The organism is Nonomuraea sp. CA-218870 (genome assembly GCF_050936535.1).
In the GTDB taxonomy this organism is placed as follows: domain Bacteria; phylum Actinomycetota; class Actinomycetes; order Streptosporangiales; family Streptosporangiaceae; genus Nonomuraea; species Nonomuraea corallina.
Map to the genome: position 1 here is coordinate 4,832,191 of NZ_JBNJMN010000001.1, position 16,804 is coordinate 4,848,994.

At 73.6% G+C, this 16,804-nt stretch carries 14 protein-coding genes; 6 read left to right on the plus strand and 8 right to left on the minus strand.

Annotated elements, in window-relative coordinates; all coding sequences use genetic code 11:
* The first annotated feature begins 41 nt into the window (after positions 1 to 41).
* Positions 42 to 1,721 carry a carbamoyltransferase C-terminal domain-containing protein gene (locus tag ACQEUU_RS23345; RefSeq protein WP_433069256.1) on the plus strand — a complete coding sequence of 560 codons (1,680 nt, stop codon included), beginning with the start codon at positions 42 to 44 and terminating at the stop codon, positions 1,719 to 1,721.
* Positions 1,722 to 1,788: 67 nt separating this feature from the next.
* On the opposite strand, the gene ACQEUU_RS23350 is transcribed toward ACQEUU_RS23345, so the two are convergent.
* Positions 1,789 to 1,992, minus strand: coding sequence for a cold-shock protein (locus ACQEUU_RS23350; protein ID WP_270153657.1), 204 nt, complete (start codon positions 1,990 to 1,992; stop codon positions 1,789 to 1,791).
* Between the two features lie 260 nt (positions 1,993 to 2,252).
* On the opposite strand from ACQEUU_RS23350, the gene ACQEUU_RS23355 reads away from it, so the two are divergent.
* Positions 2,253 to 4,310, plus strand: coding sequence for an ATP-binding protein (locus tag ACQEUU_RS23355; RefSeq protein ID WP_433069259.1), 2,058 nt, complete (start codon positions 2,253 to 2,255; stop codon positions 4,308 to 4,310).
* Here ACQEUU_RS23355 and ACQEUU_RS23360 read toward each other — a convergent pair.
* The 3 genes from ACQEUU_RS23360 to xylB form a co-directional block, all read right to left on the minus strand.
* Positions 4,216 to 5,352: an acyltransferase family protein gene (locus ACQEUU_RS23360; RefSeq protein WP_433069261.1), complete on the minus strand. Its 1,137-nt coding sequence runs from the start codon at positions 5,350 to 5,352 to the stop codon at positions 4,216 to 4,218. The two genes, ACQEUU_RS23355 and ACQEUU_RS23360, sit on opposite strands and share 95 nt — an antisense overlap.
* Positions 5,353 to 5,463: 111 nt before the next feature.
* Complete coding sequence (locus ACQEUU_RS23365; RefSeq protein WP_433069264.1) at positions 5,464 to 6,696, minus strand: ROK family protein; 1,233 nt, start codon at positions 6,694 to 6,696, stop codon at positions 5,464 to 5,466.
* A 76-nt stretch (positions 6,697 to 6,772) separates the two neighbouring features.
* The gene (gene xylB / locus ACQEUU_RS23370; RefSeq protein ID WP_433069267.1) at positions 6,773 to 8,185 is read right to left on the minus strand and encodes a xylulokinase; all 1,413 of its coding nucleotides are present in this window, start codon (positions 8,183 to 8,185) and stop codon (positions 6,773 to 6,775) included.
* Positions 8,186 to 8,263: 78 nt separating this feature from the next.
* Here xylB and xylA point away from each other — a divergent pair, with 78 nt between their 5' ends.
* From xylA to ACQEUU_RS23385, 3 genes are all read left to right on the plus strand, one after another.
* Positions 8,264 to 9,439: a xylose isomerase gene (xylA, locus tag ACQEUU_RS23375; RefSeq protein ID WP_433069270.1), complete on the plus strand. Its 1,176-nt coding sequence runs from the start codon at positions 8,264 to 8,266 to the stop codon at positions 9,437 to 9,439.
* A gap of 221 nt (positions 9,440 to 9,660) precedes the next feature.
* Complete coding sequence (locus ACQEUU_RS23380) at positions 9,661 to 9,972, plus strand: STAS domain-containing protein (protein WP_433069272.1); 312 nt, start codon at positions 9,661 to 9,663, stop codon at positions 9,970 to 9,972.
* A 189-nt stretch (positions 9,973 to 10,161) separates the two neighbouring features.
* The gene (locus tag ACQEUU_RS23385; protein WP_433069273.1) at positions 10,162 to 11,091 is read left to right on the plus strand and encodes a CAP domain-containing protein; all 930 of its coding nucleotides are present in this window, start codon (positions 10,162 to 10,164) and stop codon (positions 11,089 to 11,091) included.
* Between the two features lie 93 nt (positions 11,092 to 11,184).
* Here the strand turns inward: ACQEUU_RS23385 and ACQEUU_RS23390 are convergent, their stop codons facing one another.
* A complete protein-coding gene (locus ACQEUU_RS23390; protein ID WP_433069276.1) occupies positions 11,185 to 12,348 on the minus strand; it encodes a pyridoxal phosphate-dependent aminotransferase in 1,164 nt (387 codons plus the stop codon).
* Positions 12,349 to 12,476: 128 nt separating this feature from the next.
* Between ACQEUU_RS23390 and ACQEUU_RS23395 the strand changes: the two genes are divergently transcribed.
* Entirely contained in the window at positions 12,477 to 13,229 is a 753-nt protein-coding gene (locus ACQEUU_RS23395; protein WP_433069278.1) for a carbon-nitrogen hydrolase family protein, read from the plus strand.
* A gap of 48 nt (positions 13,230 to 13,277) precedes the next feature.
* On the opposite strand, the gene ACQEUU_RS23400 is transcribed toward ACQEUU_RS23395, so the two are convergent.
* The 3 genes from ACQEUU_RS23400 to ACQEUU_RS23410 all read right to left on the minus strand — a co-directional run bounded on the left by ACQEUU_RS23400 (position 13,278) and on the right by ACQEUU_RS23410 (position 16,788).
* Positions 13,278 to 13,760, minus strand: coding sequence for a hypothetical protein (locus ACQEUU_RS23400; protein ID WP_433069281.1), 483 nt, complete (start codon positions 13,758 to 13,760; stop codon positions 13,278 to 13,280).
* A gap of 129 nt (positions 13,761 to 13,889) precedes the next feature.
* Positions 13,890 to 14,882, minus strand: a complete 993-nt coding sequence (locus ACQEUU_RS23405; RefSeq protein WP_433069283.1) for a hypothetical protein — start codon at positions 14,880 to 14,882, stop codon at positions 13,890 to 13,892.
* Between the two features lie 70 nt (positions 14,883 to 14,952).
* A complete protein-coding gene (locus ACQEUU_RS23410; protein ID WP_433069286.1) occupies positions 14,953 to 16,788 on the minus strand; it encodes an AMP-dependent synthetase/ligase in 1,836 nt (611 codons plus the stop codon).
* Between the last annotated feature and the right edge of the window lie 16 nt (positions 16,789 to 16,804).

Genomic DNA, 16,804 nt, shown 5'->3' on the forward strand with positions numbered 1-16,804 from the left:
AGGGTAGAGGGCTCCTCATCGGCTCGTCGGGGGGATCGAATATGGCCGTGGGTCCTGTGGTGATTGGCGTCAACCGGGCGCGCGACGGGTCGATCGCGCTCGCGCGCGGCCCCGGCTCGGTCCACAGTCTGCAGAAGGAGCGGATCACCCGCCGCAGGCACCACCGAGGCCGGCTCGGCGACCTGCCGGACCACTACCTGCCCCGGCTGCCCCCGCTCGCCGGGCCGGTGGACCTCGTGGTGGAGAGCTACTCGTCCGACGCCGAGCTCGACGACCTGGCCGCCTACCGGGCGGAGCTGCGCGAGACGCTCGGCCTGGGCCCGGACACGCCGGTGGTGCTCCTCTCGCGTCACCTGAGCCACCTCTACAGCGCCTTCCCGCCGTCGCCGTTCGAGGAGGCCGCGGGGCTGGTGGTGAACGCGCAGGGCAGCCGGGCCGGCGACCTGCTGGAGGTCTCCTCCTTCTACCGGTGCGCCAGGGGCCCGGCCGGATACCGGGTCGAGTGCCTCGCCGAGCAGCTGTGGGACGGCGACTGGGCCAGGCCCGCGGGCCTGGGCTGCTTCTCCGCGCTGCTGACGCGGATGCTCTGGCCGAGCGGCGAGGGCGACGCGGGCCAGGTGACGGACCTGGCCCCGTTCGGCGACCCGGACGCGCTCGGGCTGCCCGGACTGGACGTGCGCGGGCACGAGGTGTTCATCCCGCAGGCGTGGCTGGACACGTTCGCGCAGGGCGCGGCGTTCCGTTACGTGGTCAACGGCGGGAGCACGTTCAAGCGGTCGGCGAACCTGGCCGCGGCCGGGCAGCGGGTGTTCGAGCGGGCGCTGGACGAGCTGGTGGCGTGGCTGCACCGGCGCACCGGCCTGGCGAACCTGGTGTTCGCGGGCGTCACGGCGCTGAACCGCCCGGCCGTCGGCCGGCTGATCCGCGAGTCGCCGTTCCGCGAGGTGTTCGTCCCGCCGAGCCCGCACGACGGCGGCACCGCGATCGGCTGCGCCCTGTACGGGATGATCGAGTGCCTGGGCGTCGACAGCGCCTTCAGGTGGACCGACGACTTCCTCGGGCCCGACCCGGACCCGGCCGAGGCCGAGGCCGCGGTGCGGGCGCTGCCGGAGGACCTGGCGGCCGAGCGGCCCGCGGACCTCGCGGGCGCGACCGCCCGGCTGCTGGCGGACGGCCGCACGGTGGGCCTGCACCAGGGACGCAGCGAGTCGGGGCCGCGCGCGCTGGGCCACCGGAGCGTCCTGGCCGACCCACGGGTGCCGGAGCTGCGCGACTACGTCAACGCCGAGGTGGGCGGCCGCGAGTGGTTCCGGCCGCTGGCGGCGCTGGTCGCGGCCGAGCACGCGGAACGGATCTTCGAGCTCGACCGTCCGGCGCCGTTCGCGCAGTACGCGGCCGGCGTGCGGCCCGGGCACCGCGACGCGCTGCCCGGCGTCACGCACGTGGACGGCAGCGCCCGGCCGCAGACGGTGCGGCCGGACACCACGCCGTTCCTGCACGGGGTGCTGAGCCGCTGGCACGCGCTGACCGGCTGCCCGGTGCTCGCCGGCGCCTCGCTGAGCGGGCCGGGCGAGCCGCTCGCCGAGACGGCGGAGCACGCGATCGGCACCCTGCGCAGGACCGGCCTGCACGCGCTGGCCCTGCCGCCGTACCTCATCCGCAAGCGGGACGAGCCGCCCGTCCCGGGCGAGGACTGGCAGCCCCCGGCGCTCCCGCTGTAGCGCCCGCCGGTGTGAACGCGCGAGGGCCCGCACCCCCAGTGGGGATGCGGGCCCTGTCGCCGCGAGGTCAGGCGGGGACGATGTTCTCCGCCTGCGGGCCCTTCTGGCCCTGGGTGATGTCGAAGCTCACCTTCTGGCCCTCGTGCAGCTCACGGTAGCCCTGAGCGGCGATGTTGGAGTAGTGGGCGAAGACGTCGGCGCCGCCGCCGTCCTGCTCGATGAAGCCGAAGCCCTTTTCGGCGTTGAACCACTTCACGGTGCCTGTGGCCATGTCATTCTCCCTTGATGAGTACAGAGCCGGAGTGTCCGGACCCATCCGGAAATGACCGGTAAAACAAATGCGCCCGACGGTTACATACCGTACGGGCGCACACAAGTCATGGGTACCAGAACTGCAACGCATTCACTCTAGCACGGGCTTCCGTGTGCGGGGCCCACGACAGGCATCCGCGCGAATTCTGGAGAATTTTTCACACTTGCCGGACCGGGTTCGCCGCGTCTCGCCCCGATCACGCGGCTATCGTGGCCAGCATGTTACGGGGAGTTGACGCTGATCACCCGTCGCTGGGGCAGCGCCTGGAGGCCGCGCGTGACCGCGCCTTCGTCGGGCGGGAGGAGGAGCAGGCGCTCTTCCGGTCCGCGCTCGGCTCGGAGCTCTCGTTCATGGTCCTGTTCGTGCACGGCTCCGGCGGCATCGGCAAGTCGGCGCTGCTGCGCCGGTTCGCCGCCCAGGCGGCCGCCGCCGGCCGGCCCGTGGTGACCGTGGACGGCCGCACCGTGGACCCGTCCCCCGCCGCCTTCGAGGCCGAGGCGGGGCAGGTGCTCACCGCCGAGCGCGGGGTGCTGCTGATCGACACCTTCGAGCGGTGCCAGGGCCTGGAGGGCTGGCTGCGGGAGAGGTTCCTGCCCCGGGTGCCGGCCGGAGCCCTCGTCGTGGTCGCCGGCCGCAACCCGCCCGACCTGCGCTGGCAGGCCGACCCCGGCTGGGCGGAGGTGCTGCGGGTGATCCGGCTGCGCACGCTCGCGCCGCGCGAGGCGATGGCGCTGATCGACGCCCGGGGTGTGACCGAGGAGCTGCGCGAGCCGCTGCTGGCCTTCGCGGGCGGCCACCCGCTGGCGCTGTGCCTGGGCGCGGCCGTCGCCGCCAAGGACGACCGGGCGTCGGCCCGCTGGACCGTGGACAAGGACATCCCCGAGGAGCTCGCCGCCACGCTGCTGGACCAGCTCGTCGGCGAGGTGCCCTCGGCGGCCCACCGCCACGCGCTGGAGGTGTGCGCGCACGCCCACGCCACCACCGAGGAGCTGCTGCGCGCGGTGCTGCCCGACCATCCCCGGCCGCTGTTCGGCTGGCTGCGCCGGCTGCCGTTCATCGAGTCGGGCCGGCACGGCCTGTTCCCGCACGACGTGGTCCGCGACGCGCTGGAGGCGGACCTGCGCTGGCGCGACCCCGAAGGGTACGCCGACATGCACCACCGCATCCACGCCCATCTGGCCGCGCAGGTGCGCGCCGCCCCGGGCCAGGACGCGCTGGCGGCCATGGGCTCGCTGTTCTTCCTGCACCGCCACGACGGGGTGACCTCGGAGTTCCAGAACTGGCGCGGCGACGGCGAGGTGCACGAGGAGCCGTTCCACCCCGAGGACCGCGCCGAGGTGCTGCGCATGGCGGCCGAGGCCGAGGGCGAGAAGTCGGCCGCGGACGCCGCGTACTGGATCGACCGCCAGCCGGAGGGGTTCTGGGTGCACCGGCGCACCGAGACCGGCGAGCCGGTCGCCCTCATGTCCTGGGTGCGGGTGACCGCCCCGGCCGAGCCGGAAGCCGCCTGCCCGCTGCTCGGGGCGGCCTGGCGGCACGTCGCCGACACCGCGCCGCCGCGCCCGGGCGAGCACATCGCGCTGGCCCGCGCCTGGGTGCTGCCGCGCTTCCACGGCCGCTCGCCGGTGATGGACCTGGTGCAGTGGCGCGCGGTCGGCGAGTGCCTGCGCTCCGACCGGCTGGCCTGGACGTTCCTCGTCATGCGGGAGCCGGACTCGTGGCGGCGCTACCTGCGCCACTACGACATGCACGACCTGGGCGCCCGTATCCCGGTGGGAGGCGAGACGTTCGGCCTGTTCGCGCACGACTGGCGCACCATCACGCCGGAGGCCTGGCTGGAGCGGCTGAGCGTGCGCGGCCTGGGCCTGCGCGCGCCCGCCACCCCGCAGGGCAGGGAGCTGACGGTGCTGGCGCGTTCGGACTTCGACACGGCCGTACGGGACGCGCTGCGCAACGTGTCACGGCCGGACGCGCTGGCGGGCAACCCGCTGGCCCGCTGCCGGCTCGTCGCCGTGCACCCCGCGGGGGATCCCGCGCAGGCCGTGCGCGACCTGCTGGAGCAGGCGGTCGAGCAGGTGCGGCAGGACCCGCGCGCGGACCGCTTCCACCGGGCGCTGGTCACCACCTACTACGGTCGCGTCCCCACCCAGGAGGCCGCGGCCGAGAGGCTGGGGCTGCCGTTCAGTACCTACCGGCGGCACCTCGCGGCCGGGCTGGAACGGGTGGCGGAGATCCTGTGGCACCAGGAGGTGTTCGGGGCCCGGCCAGACGCCTGATCAGCGGCGCCGCCGGCCGCTCCACCCAGCGGTGCACGGCGTAGGCGGCCAGGCACATGACCGCGACCAGCGCCACCAGCAGTACCCACCGGTTCATCGTGCCCCCGAGCCGCTCGATGACGATGAAGCCGATGTGCGCGTGCAGCAGGTAGAGCGGGTAGGTGAGCGCTCCGGCGGTCACCAGCCAGGGCCTGGCGAGCGACGGCAGCGCGCGCAGAGCCACCAGGGTCATGATCAGGAATGCCGCGGCGATCACGATCACGACCAGCCACGGGTCGTACTCGACCCCGTACCGCCGCCCCACCGCCTCGGCGTACCCCACGCCCCGGTAGAGCGCGTTGGCCAGGCAGAGCGGCACGAGCAGCAGCGTCTGCCAGGTGACCCCGAACCGGTACACCAGGAACAGCGCCATCCCGGCGATGAAGTAGTGCGCGAACTCCGACTGCACCACCAGGTCGGCGACGCCCGGCAGCACCCCCAGCTGAACCAGGGCGGTCATGGCCAGCCACCCCCACAGCGCGGCCATGACCCGGCCCCTGGTCATCCCCAGCCAGGCCAGCGCCAGGATGAGGACGTAGAAGCGCAGCTCGGCCCAGAGCGTCCAGTACACGACGTCCACGTTGGGCACGTCCGCGACCGACTGGACCATGGTCAGGTTGACCAGCACCTGGACCGCCGACACGTCGAACAGGCCGCCGCCGAGCGTCACCGTCACCGCCGCGGTCACGGCCACGCCCAGCCAGTACGCCGGGTAGAGGCGGGCCAGCCTGGAGGCGACGAACGCCCGCGGGCCCCTGCCCCAGGCGCTCATCAGCACCACGAAGCCGCTGATGAGGAAGAACAGGTCCACGCCCAGGTAGCCGTACTTGGCCAGTCCGGAAATTTCCGTATAAGTGATGGTCGTGGTCCCGCCGACCGGCCCGGAGAACGCGTAGTGGTACAGCACCACGCACAGCGCCGCCGCCAGCCGCAACCCGTCGAGCTCGTAGAGCCGGTCCGCCTTGCGGCGCCGGCTCTCGTACGCGTTTCCCCCGAGGTTCACCCGGCGAGCATGCTTCGCCGCATTGCTCACTTAACAGGTCGTTTTACGCCCAATCACTGCTCAATGTCGTCGCGCCACTGTCCATCGGGGGCGCGTGCGGTCGCCCGGGGCTCAGGTCCAGAGCGCGGTGGGGTCCTCCAGCACCGAGCGCACGGTCGCCAGCGCCGCCCCGAGCAGCGGCCCCCGCCGGCCCAGCTCCGACACGGTCAGCGCCTCCGGGTCCCACTCCCGTACGGTCACCCGCGCCGCCAGCTCCCGCCGCATGGGCGGCACCAGCCACTCCCCCAGCTCCGCGTAGGCTCCGCCGAGCACCACGGCGGCCGGGTCGAGGAGGTTCACCGCGCCCGCCAGCGCCGTGCCCAGCGCCTGGCCCGCCTCCTCCAGCGCCCGCCGCACGCGCGCGTCGCCCGCCCGCGCCCTGTCGGCCAGCAGCGCGATCCCATCACCTGGACGCTCCTCGGCGGAGGTCACGCCGGCGCGCGGGCCGGCGGGATTCGGAGGGAGGCCGGCGACGCGCAGGACCGCGGCCTTGGCGGCGTACTGCTCCAGGCAGCCCCGCGCCCCGCAGGAGCACGGGGGGCCGTCCGGGTGGACCGGCATGTGACCCAGCTCGCCCGCCAGGCCGCGGGCCCCGGTGAAGAGCCGGCCGCCCACCACCAGGGCCGCGCCGATGCCGCTCTCGGCCGAGACGTGGATGAAGTCGGCCGCCACCGGATGCGCCGACAGCTCGGCCAGCGCCCCCAGGTTGGCCTCGTTCTCCACCCTCGGCGGGAGCGGGCCGGGCCACAGGCCGGCCACCGGGACGTGGTGCCAGCCCAGGTTGGGTGCGCTGCCCACGGTGCCGGAGGCGTCGGCGACCAGACCGGGCACGGCCATCACCGCCGCCACCGGCCGCAGCCCGAGCCCGGCCGCCTCGGCGGTGGCCTCGCCGGCGAGCGCCGCCAGCCTGGCGAGCACCTCGGCGGGCGCAAGGGCGGCGTTGGGGCTCTCCACCACCGTCCAGACGCGGGCCTGGCCGCGCAGGTCGGTCACGCACACGCCCAGGTGCCCGACGCCGACCTCCAGGCCGAGCCCGGCCGGGCCGCGGTCGCTGACCATGAGCGCGCTGCCCGGCCGCCCGACCCGCCCGTTGGCGGCCGGGCCCAGCTCGGTCAGCAGCCCGGCGGCGAGCAGCTCGTCCACCAGGCTCGACACGGCCGGCCTGGTCAGCCCCGTGTGCCCGGCCACGGCCGCCCTGGACACCGGTCCGCGCCCGGCGACGGTGCTCATGACGAGGGCCAGATTGTGCTGCCGCATGCCCTGCTGCGACGCCGGCCGGGCCCCGCCCCCGGGTCCACTCCTCACCGCGAACCTCCCCGTACCCGCGCCCCGGACCCGCGGCGGTCGCCCGACCGGCCGCGCGCCCGCGCACTCCCTCCGTTCAGAGCCGGGTGAACAGCTGGCCGGCCCGGGGCAGCGTACCGGCGATCCGCTCCACCGCCGCCTCGTCCCTGGCCACCGGCTCCAGCAGCTCGCCGCGGGCCGTGCCCCAGCGGCGGGCGACCGCGTCCGGGGCCTCGCCGGTGAGCAGGGCGGCCGCCTGGGCCGCCGCGCCGAGTGCGACGAGTTCGCTCGCCGCGGGCACCAGCACCGGGCGGCCTGACAGGCGCAGGATCGTCCGCCGCCAGGCGTCCCCCCGGGCGCCGCCGCCGATCAGCAGCAGCGGGGTCGCCGGGTCGGGCCGCTCGCCGCCGGCCCGCAGCACGTCGTCGAGAGCGGACAGCAGGGCCGCCGCGGCGCCGTCGTAGGCGGCCTGGAGCACCTGCCCGGCGGTGGTGTCGTGGCGCAGCCCGTAGACGAGCCCGGCGGCGTGCGGCAGGTTGGGGGTGCGCTCGCCGTCCAGGAACGGCAGCACGACGGCGCTGCCGCCGGGCTCGACCGCCTCCCGGTCGCGGCCGAGCAGCTCGGCGAACTTGTCGATGGCCTGGGTGCAGTTGAGGGTGCAGGCGAGCGGCAGCCAGGTGTCCAGCGCGTCGGCGAACCCGGCGACGACGCCGGTCGGGTCCTCGGGGTGCTGCCGGGTGACGGCGTAGACGGTGCCGGAGGTGCCGAGGCTGAGCACGGGGGTTCCGGGTTCGAGGCCGAGGCCGAGCGCGGCGGCCATGTTGTCGCCGGTGCCGGAGGCGACCGGGGTGCCCTCGGGCAGCGGCCCGCCCGCCCGCGCCGTGCCCGCCCGGCCGGAGACGACCCGGGGCAGCAGGGCCGGGTCGAGCCCGATGTCGCGCAGCAGGTCCGTGTCGTACCCCTGGGGCGTCCACCAGCCGGTGCCGGAGGCGTCGCCGCGGTCGGTGACGCCCTCGCCGGTCAGGCGCTCGGTGAGGTAGTCGTGCGGCAGCCGTACGGCCGCGGCCCGCTCGGCGTGGTGCGGCTCGTTCTCGCGCAGCCACAGCCACTTGGAGACGGTGAACGCCGCCGTCGGCACGCTGCCGGTGCGCCGGGCCAGTGTCGCGGCGCCGTACTTGTCGGTCAGCGCGGCCGCCTGGCCGGCGGAGCGGACGTCGTTCCAGAGCAGGGCGGGCCGGATGGGCGCGCCGGAGGCGTCCAGCGTCACCAGGCCGTGCTGCTGGCCGCCGACGGAGACGGCGCCGGCCCGGTCGGCCCAGCCGGTCTGCGTGACGGCCGCGCACAGGGCGCGCCACCACTGTTCGGGGTCGCTCTCGCGGCCGGCGCCGGAGGTGACGGAGTGCGGGGCGCGGCCCTCCCCCACCACGGCGCCGGTGTCGACGTCCACGGCCACGGCCTTGGCCGCCTGGGTGGAGCTGTCGATCCCGATGACGACGCGCTGTGCCGACATGGTGCCTCCCGGGTTGTGGGCTTCCCTACCGCGCTTCCGCATATTAATTTGTTTTGTGCCCTTACGAATAGGAGTCCGATGACTGACAGCCTCGCTCCCCGCCCGGAGCACAAGTTCTCGTTCGGCCTGTGGACCGTCGGCTGGCAGGGCCGCGACCCGTTCGGCGACGCCACCAGGCCCCCGCTGGACCCGGTGGAGACCGTCAACCGCCTGGCCGAGCTGGGCGCGTACGGCGTCACCTTCCACGACGACGACCTCATCCCCTTCGGCTCGTCCGACACCGAGCGCGAGTCCCACGTCAAGCGCTTTCGCCAGGCGCTCGACACGGCGGGCCTGGTGGTGCCGATGGCCACCACCAACCTGTTCACGCACCCGGTCTTCAAGGACGGCGCGTTCACCGCCAACGACCGCGACGTGCGCCGGTACGCGCTGCGCAAGACCATCCGCAACATCGACCTCGCCGTCGAGCTGGGCGCCAAGGTGTACGTGGCGTGGGGCGGCCGCGAGGGCGCCGAGTCTGGCGCCGCCAAGGACGTGCGGGCGGCCCTGGACCGCCTGAAGGAGGCCTTCGACCTGCTCGGCGAGTACGTGCTCGGTCAGGGGTACGATCTGCGCTTCGCGGTCGAGCCGAAGCCGAACGAGCCGCGCGGCGACATCCTGCTGCCCACCGTCGGCCACGCACTGGCGTTCATCGAGGAGCTCGCCCACCCCGAGATGGTCGGCGTCAACCCCGAGACCGGTCACGAGCAGATGGCCGGGCTCAACTTCACCCACGGCATCGCCCAGGCGCTGTGGCACGGCAAGCTCTTCCACATCGACCTGAACGGCCAGTCCGGCATCAAGTACGACCAGGACCTGCGCTTCGGCGCCGGCAACCTGCGCGACGCGTTCTGGGTGGTGGACCTGCTGGAGACCGGCGGCTACACGGGCCCGCGGCACTTCGACTTCAAGCCGCCGCGGACCGAGGACATGGACGGCGTGTGGGCCTCGGCCGCCGGCAACATGCGCACCTACCTGCTGCTGAAGGAGCGCGCGGCGGCGTTCCGCGCGGACCCGGAGGTGCAGGAGGCGCTGCGCGCGGCCCGACTCGACGACCTGGCCCGCCCGACCCTGGCGGCCGGCGAGTCGCCGGCCGACCTGCTCGCGGACCGCACCGCGTTCGAGGACTTCGACCCCGACGCGGCCGGCCGGCGCGGCATGGCCTTCGAGCGCCTCGACCAGCTGGCGATGGAGCACCTGCTCGGCGCCCGCTGACGTGCTCCGCCTCCCCGCCGTCCCCGCCATGTGGGGACGGCGGTCCCGGCTACGTATGATGGGCCGATCGCTCGCCGTAGCGGCGCGGAAGTCGACGACTCAAGCGGTGGGCGTGCCGGGCGCGGGCACCGCGCCGGATCGGTTCGGCCGGACGCTCGTCGCGGAGCGCGTCCGGCCAGCAGGCGAAGGCTCGCCCTGTCGCCGGAGGAGGCGGACTCGACATGGACGTGGTTACGGTCGGCACGGTCACGGACGGCACGCTGCCGGTGGTCCTGCGCGGTGACATCGACTTCACCAACGCCGCGCGGGTACGGGAGACGATCTCGTCCGCGGTGGCGGCGCGGCGCCCTCCAGGGGTGCGGATCGAGATGGGCGAGGTGACGTTCCTCGACTCCTCCGGCGTGGGGGTGCTGGTGGACGCGATGAAGGCGGCGTGGGACGTCGAGGCGGGGTTCAAGGTGGTCAACCCGACCCCTCGCGTGTTCGACCAGTTGCGGATCGCCGGGCTGCTGGACGCCTTCGGCCTGGCCTGATCCGCGAGCTGCACCAAATCCCTCAGATCCCCGTATCCCCATAAGAACACCACGTTCACGGAGGAACCTAGACGCTTAAGAGGTCTCGGCGGTTTACCCAAATATCCAGATTTTTGGGACAAACCTGAGGGCGACTCGACAGAATGCGGATTCCATCCAGCGTCTACCGCAAACTGGAGGGAACCCCGTATGCGTAGACCCCTTGGGGTACTCGCCTGCCTCGCGAGCGCGGCCGCGCTCTCGGCACCCGTCGCCACGGCGAACGCCGCCACGGTGCCCCAGCCGGCCTGCCGCGTCTCCGTGGCCAAGCCGCGCCTGGCCGAGGACGGCACGATCAAGGCGACCGCCGCCCTGCGCGGCTGCCACCGGCCCGGCCTGGTACGGATGCGCATCCTGCGCGCCGTGCCCGGCAAGGACCGGGTCGTCAAGAGCGGCGCCGAGCGGGGCCGCAACCCCCGACTCACGCTCGCGACGCCGTGCGCGCCCGGCACGTACTACGTCTTCGCCACCGACTACCGGGGCCACACGGGCAAGTCCAGGGCCGTGCGCGTGACGGCGTGCGACCCGGCGGCCACCCCGATCCCGACCACGACGGCGACCACCCCGGCGCCGTCACCGACCCGTACGGCGACCGCGACCCCCAAGCCGGTCCCCACCACGACCCGCACCGCCACCCCCGCCCCCACCCGCAGCGCGACCCCCACGCCGAGCTCCCCCGCGGGCACGGTGGGCACGGCCGAGGAGAACGAGGTCGTCCGCCTCACCAACGCCGAGCGGGCCAAGGGCGGCTGCCCGGCGCTCAAGCACGACCCGCAGCTGAACAAGGCCGCGGCCGGGCACTCGGCGGACATGGCCGCGAAGAACTACCTGAGCCACACCTCCCAGGACGGCCGCTCGTTCCTGGACCGGATCAGGCAGGCCGGCTTCACCGGCGGCCGCGGCTGGGCCGAGAACATCGCGATGGGCCAGCGCACCCCGGCCGAGGTGGTCCAGGCCTGGATGAACAGCTCGGGCCACCGGGCCAACATCATGAACTGCTCGTACAACCTGATCGGCGCCGGCGCCGCGAAGAACGCGAGGGGCCAGATCTACTGGACCCAGAACTTCGCCGCCCGCTGACGATCACCTGATCTTCTCCCACGCGGCGTGCGGAGAAGACCGCGGCGCCCCGCGACTCCCGCGGGGTGCCGCGGCATGCGGGGCTCCGCCCCGTCAGGCGGACAGCGAGTCCGGGCGGCGGTGGTGCAGCCCGATCACCGGCACCTCGTGCAGGCTCCCCGAGTACAGGAACTGCGTCATGCCGACCAGCAGCCGGCGCACGTCCTCCTGGGGCCGCACCACCAGCCGCAGGAACTGGCTGGTGGTGCCCAGCTTGTTGCCGCACTCGCGGACGTGCACGCCGTGCCGGGTGAGCAGGTGGTCGCGCAGCGCCACCCCGTCGAACCCGTGCGGCAGCTTCACCAGCAGGAAGTTGCCCTGCGACGGGAAGACCGTCAGCTCCGGCATGCACGACAGCTGGTGGTGCATGGCCCGCCGGTCCTGGGCCAGCCGCCGCAGGCTCTCCTGGTACTCGGCCGTGCACTGCCTCATCATGAACACGACGACCTCGGCGAAGGCGTTCAGGTTCCACTTGGGCAGCGCGTCCCTGATCTTCCCGGCCAGCGCCGGGTTGGCGACCAGATAGCCGAAGCGGACGCCGTGCAGCCCGAAGTTCTTGCCGAGGCTGCGCAGCACGATCACGTTCGGCCGCACCGCCGCCTCGGCCGCCACCCCGGGGTAGGGTTCGGCGTCCACGAAGTCGCCGAACGACTCGTCCACGATCACCAGGTCGAGGTCGATGAGCCGGTCGAGCAGCCGGAGCACCTCGTGCTTGGGCAGGTAGCCGCCGTCGGGGTTGTTCGGGTTGCAGATGACCGCGACCCGGGAACCCCGGGCGCGGACGAACGACACGTAGTCGTTCACGTCGAGCGCGAAGGTGCGGCTCTCCAGGAGCGGGTACATGTCGACCCGCTTGCCCGTCTCCATCGGCTGGTCGGTCCAGCGGCCGAAGGTGGGGATCGGGACCGCCAGGCTCTCGCGCACCAGCAGGTGGTCGATCCAGGTGATCAGCTCGGTGGAGCCGTTGCCCATGGCCACGGTCCTGGGGTGCAGCCCCATCGTGGCGGACAGTTCGGCGGTGATCGTGCCTGCGTCGCTGGGGTAGTACTTCAGGATCGTCTCGAGGTTCTTCCCCAGGTGCTCGAAGATCTCCGGCGTCGGGAAGTACGGGTTGCACGGGATGCAGAAGTCCACCGGCGGACGCTCGCCGTCGGAGCCGCGCAGCAACGAGAAGTACGACGGGCTGTGCGCCTGCGCGCGCAGAAGGCTGAGCTCCACGACACCTCCATGGCCTGACAGAACGTGTGGAGGTACGCGCGATCGTCCCGGCCGGTTCAGCGGGCGGACGTCAGCTCGGGGAACGGCCGCCTGGCATGATGCGGGAAAAACCCCTAAGGAGCGGATTCGTGCGGATCCTCCTCGTACAGCCCGCCCAGTGGTCCCCCGACGGCCACGCGAACCTCACCGCGGCCGAGACGCTCCTGGCCGGCGCCCCGGCCGCCGACCTGGTGGTACTCCCCGAACTGGCCGGCTCCGGCCTGCCGCGGCGGGAGTACCTGGAGCGGCTGCGCGGGCTTGCTGCACGGGCCGGCGCCGTCGTCGTGGGCGGCTCGCACCACGCCCCCGCCGGGTCCGGGACCGCCAACCGGGGGCTGGCCGTCTCCGCCGCCGGCGAGGTGCTGGCCGAGTACGGCAAGGCCCACCCGTACGGGGTCGAGCGGCGCGACGGGGTCGTGCCCGCCCCGATCGGGGACGGCTTCGACGTGGGCGGCCGGCGGGTGCGCGTGCTGCTCTGCGCCGACCTGTGGTACTCCGGGAGCCTGGCGGGGCCGCCGGCCGACGTCGTGGTGGTGCCCGCCTTCTCGGTGACGCAGTGGCCGACGCCCGGCCCGGCGCGCAGCCTGTGGCAGCACATGAGCGTGGCGCGGGCGTACGAGTTCATGACGTACGTGGCGGTCTGCGACTGGCGTCACGAGGCCGACTACCACGGACAGCCCTGCGCCGGGGTGACCGGCCTGGCGAACCCGTCACCGGCCGACGGGGCGGGGTTCTTCACCGCCCAGCCGTCGGCCGCCGTCGGCGCGTACGAGCTGGACTTCGGGCGGCTGGGCGACTTCCGCCGGAACCGGGCCGACCGGAGCTTCACCTTTACAAAGTAGATCACCCGGTCTCCCGCGCCGGAGACCGGGTGTGATCGCGTCCGCCCGTCAGTGGTGGTGACGGTGGCGGTGACCCAGGACCTTCACCCAGTCGGCGCCCTCGGAGGGCGCCAGGTGGCGCGAGCCTTCGAAGACCGCGCGCCAGGTGCCGGACGTGCGGGCCGGGGCCTTGGCGTGGAAGGAGCCGTCGCGGTGCGTCTTGACCGTGTCGACGTGCTCCCAGCGGCCGCCGCCGGACGGCTTGAAGAGGATGACGATCCGCTTCCAGCCGAGCCGGTGCCAGGTGCCGTCCTCGTCACAGTGGTCGGCGTGGTGCACCGAGACGAAGCCGTCGATGTAGTCCTCGTCGCACTTCACCGAGAGCTTGCCCTTGATCGACAGCGGCTGGCCGCGCCAGGCGGGCTCGGGGTTGACGTCGACCTGCAGGCGGGTGCGGCCGTTCGGGTCGGCCATGGCCGGTGCGGCCGTGCCCGCGAGCACCGCGGCCCCCGCGGCGGCCGCGACCAGTCCGGCGGCGAGTCGTCGCATCATGAGCGTGACTTCCTTCCCCGTAGAAGACGCGCTCCCCGGCAGAGAGCGCTATCGCCAATGACGGGTCAAGGGAAGGAAAAGTTTCGGCAAAGTGGATCACGATTCGGCAACGCCCGCGCCCGGACCGCCTCAGTCCGTCCTGATCCGCGCGTCCTCCGCGGCCTCGTGGCCGGTGCCGGGGAAGCGCGCGCGCCACTCGCCGCCGTCCCGGCCGCTCACGGTGCGGGAGAAGGCGCCGGCGGCGGTGGTCGTAGCCTCCGCCACGCGCTCCCAGTCCCCCGACGCGTCCCGCCGCCACAGGAGCTCCACCCGCTGTCCCCGGAACGGCACGTACCCGGCGCGACCGCGTGGGTCCAGCCTCTTCAGGCGCCCGGACAGCCGCACGCCGCCGCCGTCGCGCTCGGCGCGCACCGACGACAGCCTCGTCTCCCGCCTGAGCTCGAACGAGGCGTACTCGGTCACCTCCGCTCCCCCGGCGCCCCTCGCGGTCACCGTCACCGTCCACGTGCCGGTCGGGAAGTAGCGGTTGAGCCGCTTGTCGGGCAGGAACCGCCAGGTCTGCCAGCCGTCGGCGGCGGGCCGCGACACCATCGGGACCTCGACGGCCCTCACGGAACCCAGCGAACCCACGGGACCCGTATCCCCCAGGGCCCGGGCCCTTCCCGACGTGGCCACACCCCGCCCGAACTCTCCCCGCCCGAACCCTTCTCGTCCGAACCCTTCTCGTCCGAACTCACCCGGCCAGGGCTCGTCCGGCCGTTGATCGTCCGGCAGGCGCTCGTCCGCCCGGTCCGCGCCGGGGGCGGAACCGGGCGCCTCGTCGCGTCCGTCCTCCTCGGGCGGCCGCGGCGGGCGCCGGGGGTCGAGCACCGGCCCCGGCGGCGCGCCCGGCTCGACCCTGACGGCGACGCCGTGCCGCCCGCGCACACCCCTGGCGACCACGTCGATCACCAGCCGGACGGAGTCCGCGGCCCCCACCACGGGCGCGGCGGGCCGTACGTCGATCTCCCTGATGACGGGCCGGTCGGCGGCGGGCGCCCGCGCGAACGCGGGGACGGGCACCTGGGCGGTCGCGGTCAGCGCCGCCGCCGAGAGCGAGGCGAGAAGAAGGCATCTGGTCATGCGCAAGACGGTAGGAACCGCCCGGTCATGATCAGTGCCACGACACCCGCCCCGGATGGCAAAACCGCCCTCAGTCGGTGTACAGACCCTCGATCAGGTCGGCGTACTTGCTGTGCACCACCCGCCGCTTGAGCTTGAGGCTGGGCGTCAGCTCCTGGCTCTCGGGCGTCCACTCGGTGCCCAGCAGCGCCCACTTCTTGACCTGCTGCACCCGCGCCAGCTTGGCGTTGGCCGCCTCGACGGCGCCGCCGACCTCCTTGAGCACCTCGGGGTGCTCGGCCAGTTCGGCGAGCGTTTCGTAGGCGATGCCGCGCGACTGGGCCCAGCCGGGGGCGATCTCCCCGTCGAGGGTGAGTACGGCCACCGGGTAGGGCCGGCGGTCGCCGTAGGCGAGGGCCTGGCCGATCAGCGGGTGCTCCTTGAGGTGGTTCTCGATCTCGGCGGGCGAGATGTTCTCGCCGCCGGCCGTGATGATCAGCTCCTTCTTGCGGTCGACCACCCGGTAGAAACCGTCCTCGTCGACGCTGCCGATGTCGCCGGTGTGGACCCAGCCGTCGGCGTCGATGAGCTCGGCGGTGGCCTCGGGCCGGTTGAGGTAGCCCCGGGTGTTGAGCGGGCTGCGGGTGAGGATCTCGCCGTCCTCGGCGATGCGGACCTCGACGCCCGGCTCGGCCTGGCCGACGGTGCCCAGGCGGTAGGCGCCGGGGGCGTTGCCGGTGAACGCCCCCGTCGTCTCGGTCATCCCGTACACGTCGATGACCTTCAGCCCGAGTCCGGCGAAGAAGCGCTGCACCTCGCCGGCGAGCGGCGCGGCGCCGGTGGCGGTCCACTGGGCGCGGTCGAACCCGATCATGCCGCGCACGATCGACAGCAGGGAGCCGTCCGCCTTCTCGTACGCGGCCTCGATCTCCGGCGTCATGGTGTGGCCGTACTGCCCCGCCTCCACCCAGGCGACGCCGGCGGCCATGGCCTGGCGCACGGCCTCCTGCTGCTCCTCCGGCTGCGTGGACAGGACCGCGAGCAGCCGGGCCATCATCTTCTCCCACACCCGCGGCACGCCGAAGAACAGCACCGGCCGCACCTGCCCGAGCGTGGCGCCGAGGTTGGCCAGGTCGGTGCAGAAGTACACGTGGGAGATCTTGACCAGCGGCAGGTAGAGGCTGAGCACCCGCTCGGCGATGTGCGCGTAGGTCAGATAGGAGATCTGGGTGCCCTCGACGGGCAGGTCGGCCAGCCGGTCGGTGCAGGCCACCTCGTAGAACACGTTGGCGTGGGTGAGCGGGACGCCCTTCGGCTGCCCGGTCGTGCCCGAGGTGTAGAGGACCGTGACGGGGTCGTCGGCGGAGACGGCCTGCCAGCGGGCGTCGACGGCGGCCGGGTCGGCCTCCAGCCGGGACCGGCCCAGGTCGAGGAAGTCCTGCCAGGTCATGAACCGGTCGCCGGCCGGCGCCCCCTCCAACATGATGATCTTCCGCAGGTGGGGCAGCTGGTCCAGCACGGGCTCCCAGCGGGCCAGCTCGGCGGGCCCGCCGATCACCGCGACCTTGGCGGCCACGTCGCCCGCGACGAAGGCGATCTGGTCGGGCGCGAACGTGCCGTAGATGGTGCAGCCCACCCCGCCCGCGTGCACGGCGCCGAGGTCGGCGAGCACGTGCTCGCTCCGGTTGACCATCATCAGCGCCACCGCGTCGCCGGGCTCCAGTCCCAGGGCGGCGAAACCGGCCGCGATCTCCAGCACCCGCTGCCTGGCCTGGCCGTAGGTCAGGGTGCTCCACCCGTCGCCGTCCGGGTCGGAGTAGGCGGGGGCGTCAGGATACTGTTCGGCGGCTTTCCTCAGCTGCTCGCACAGGGTGAGCCCGGCGATCGATCGCTCGATCTCGGCCCGCACCTCCAGGACGTCGGCCATGGCATCCGCCTCCAGT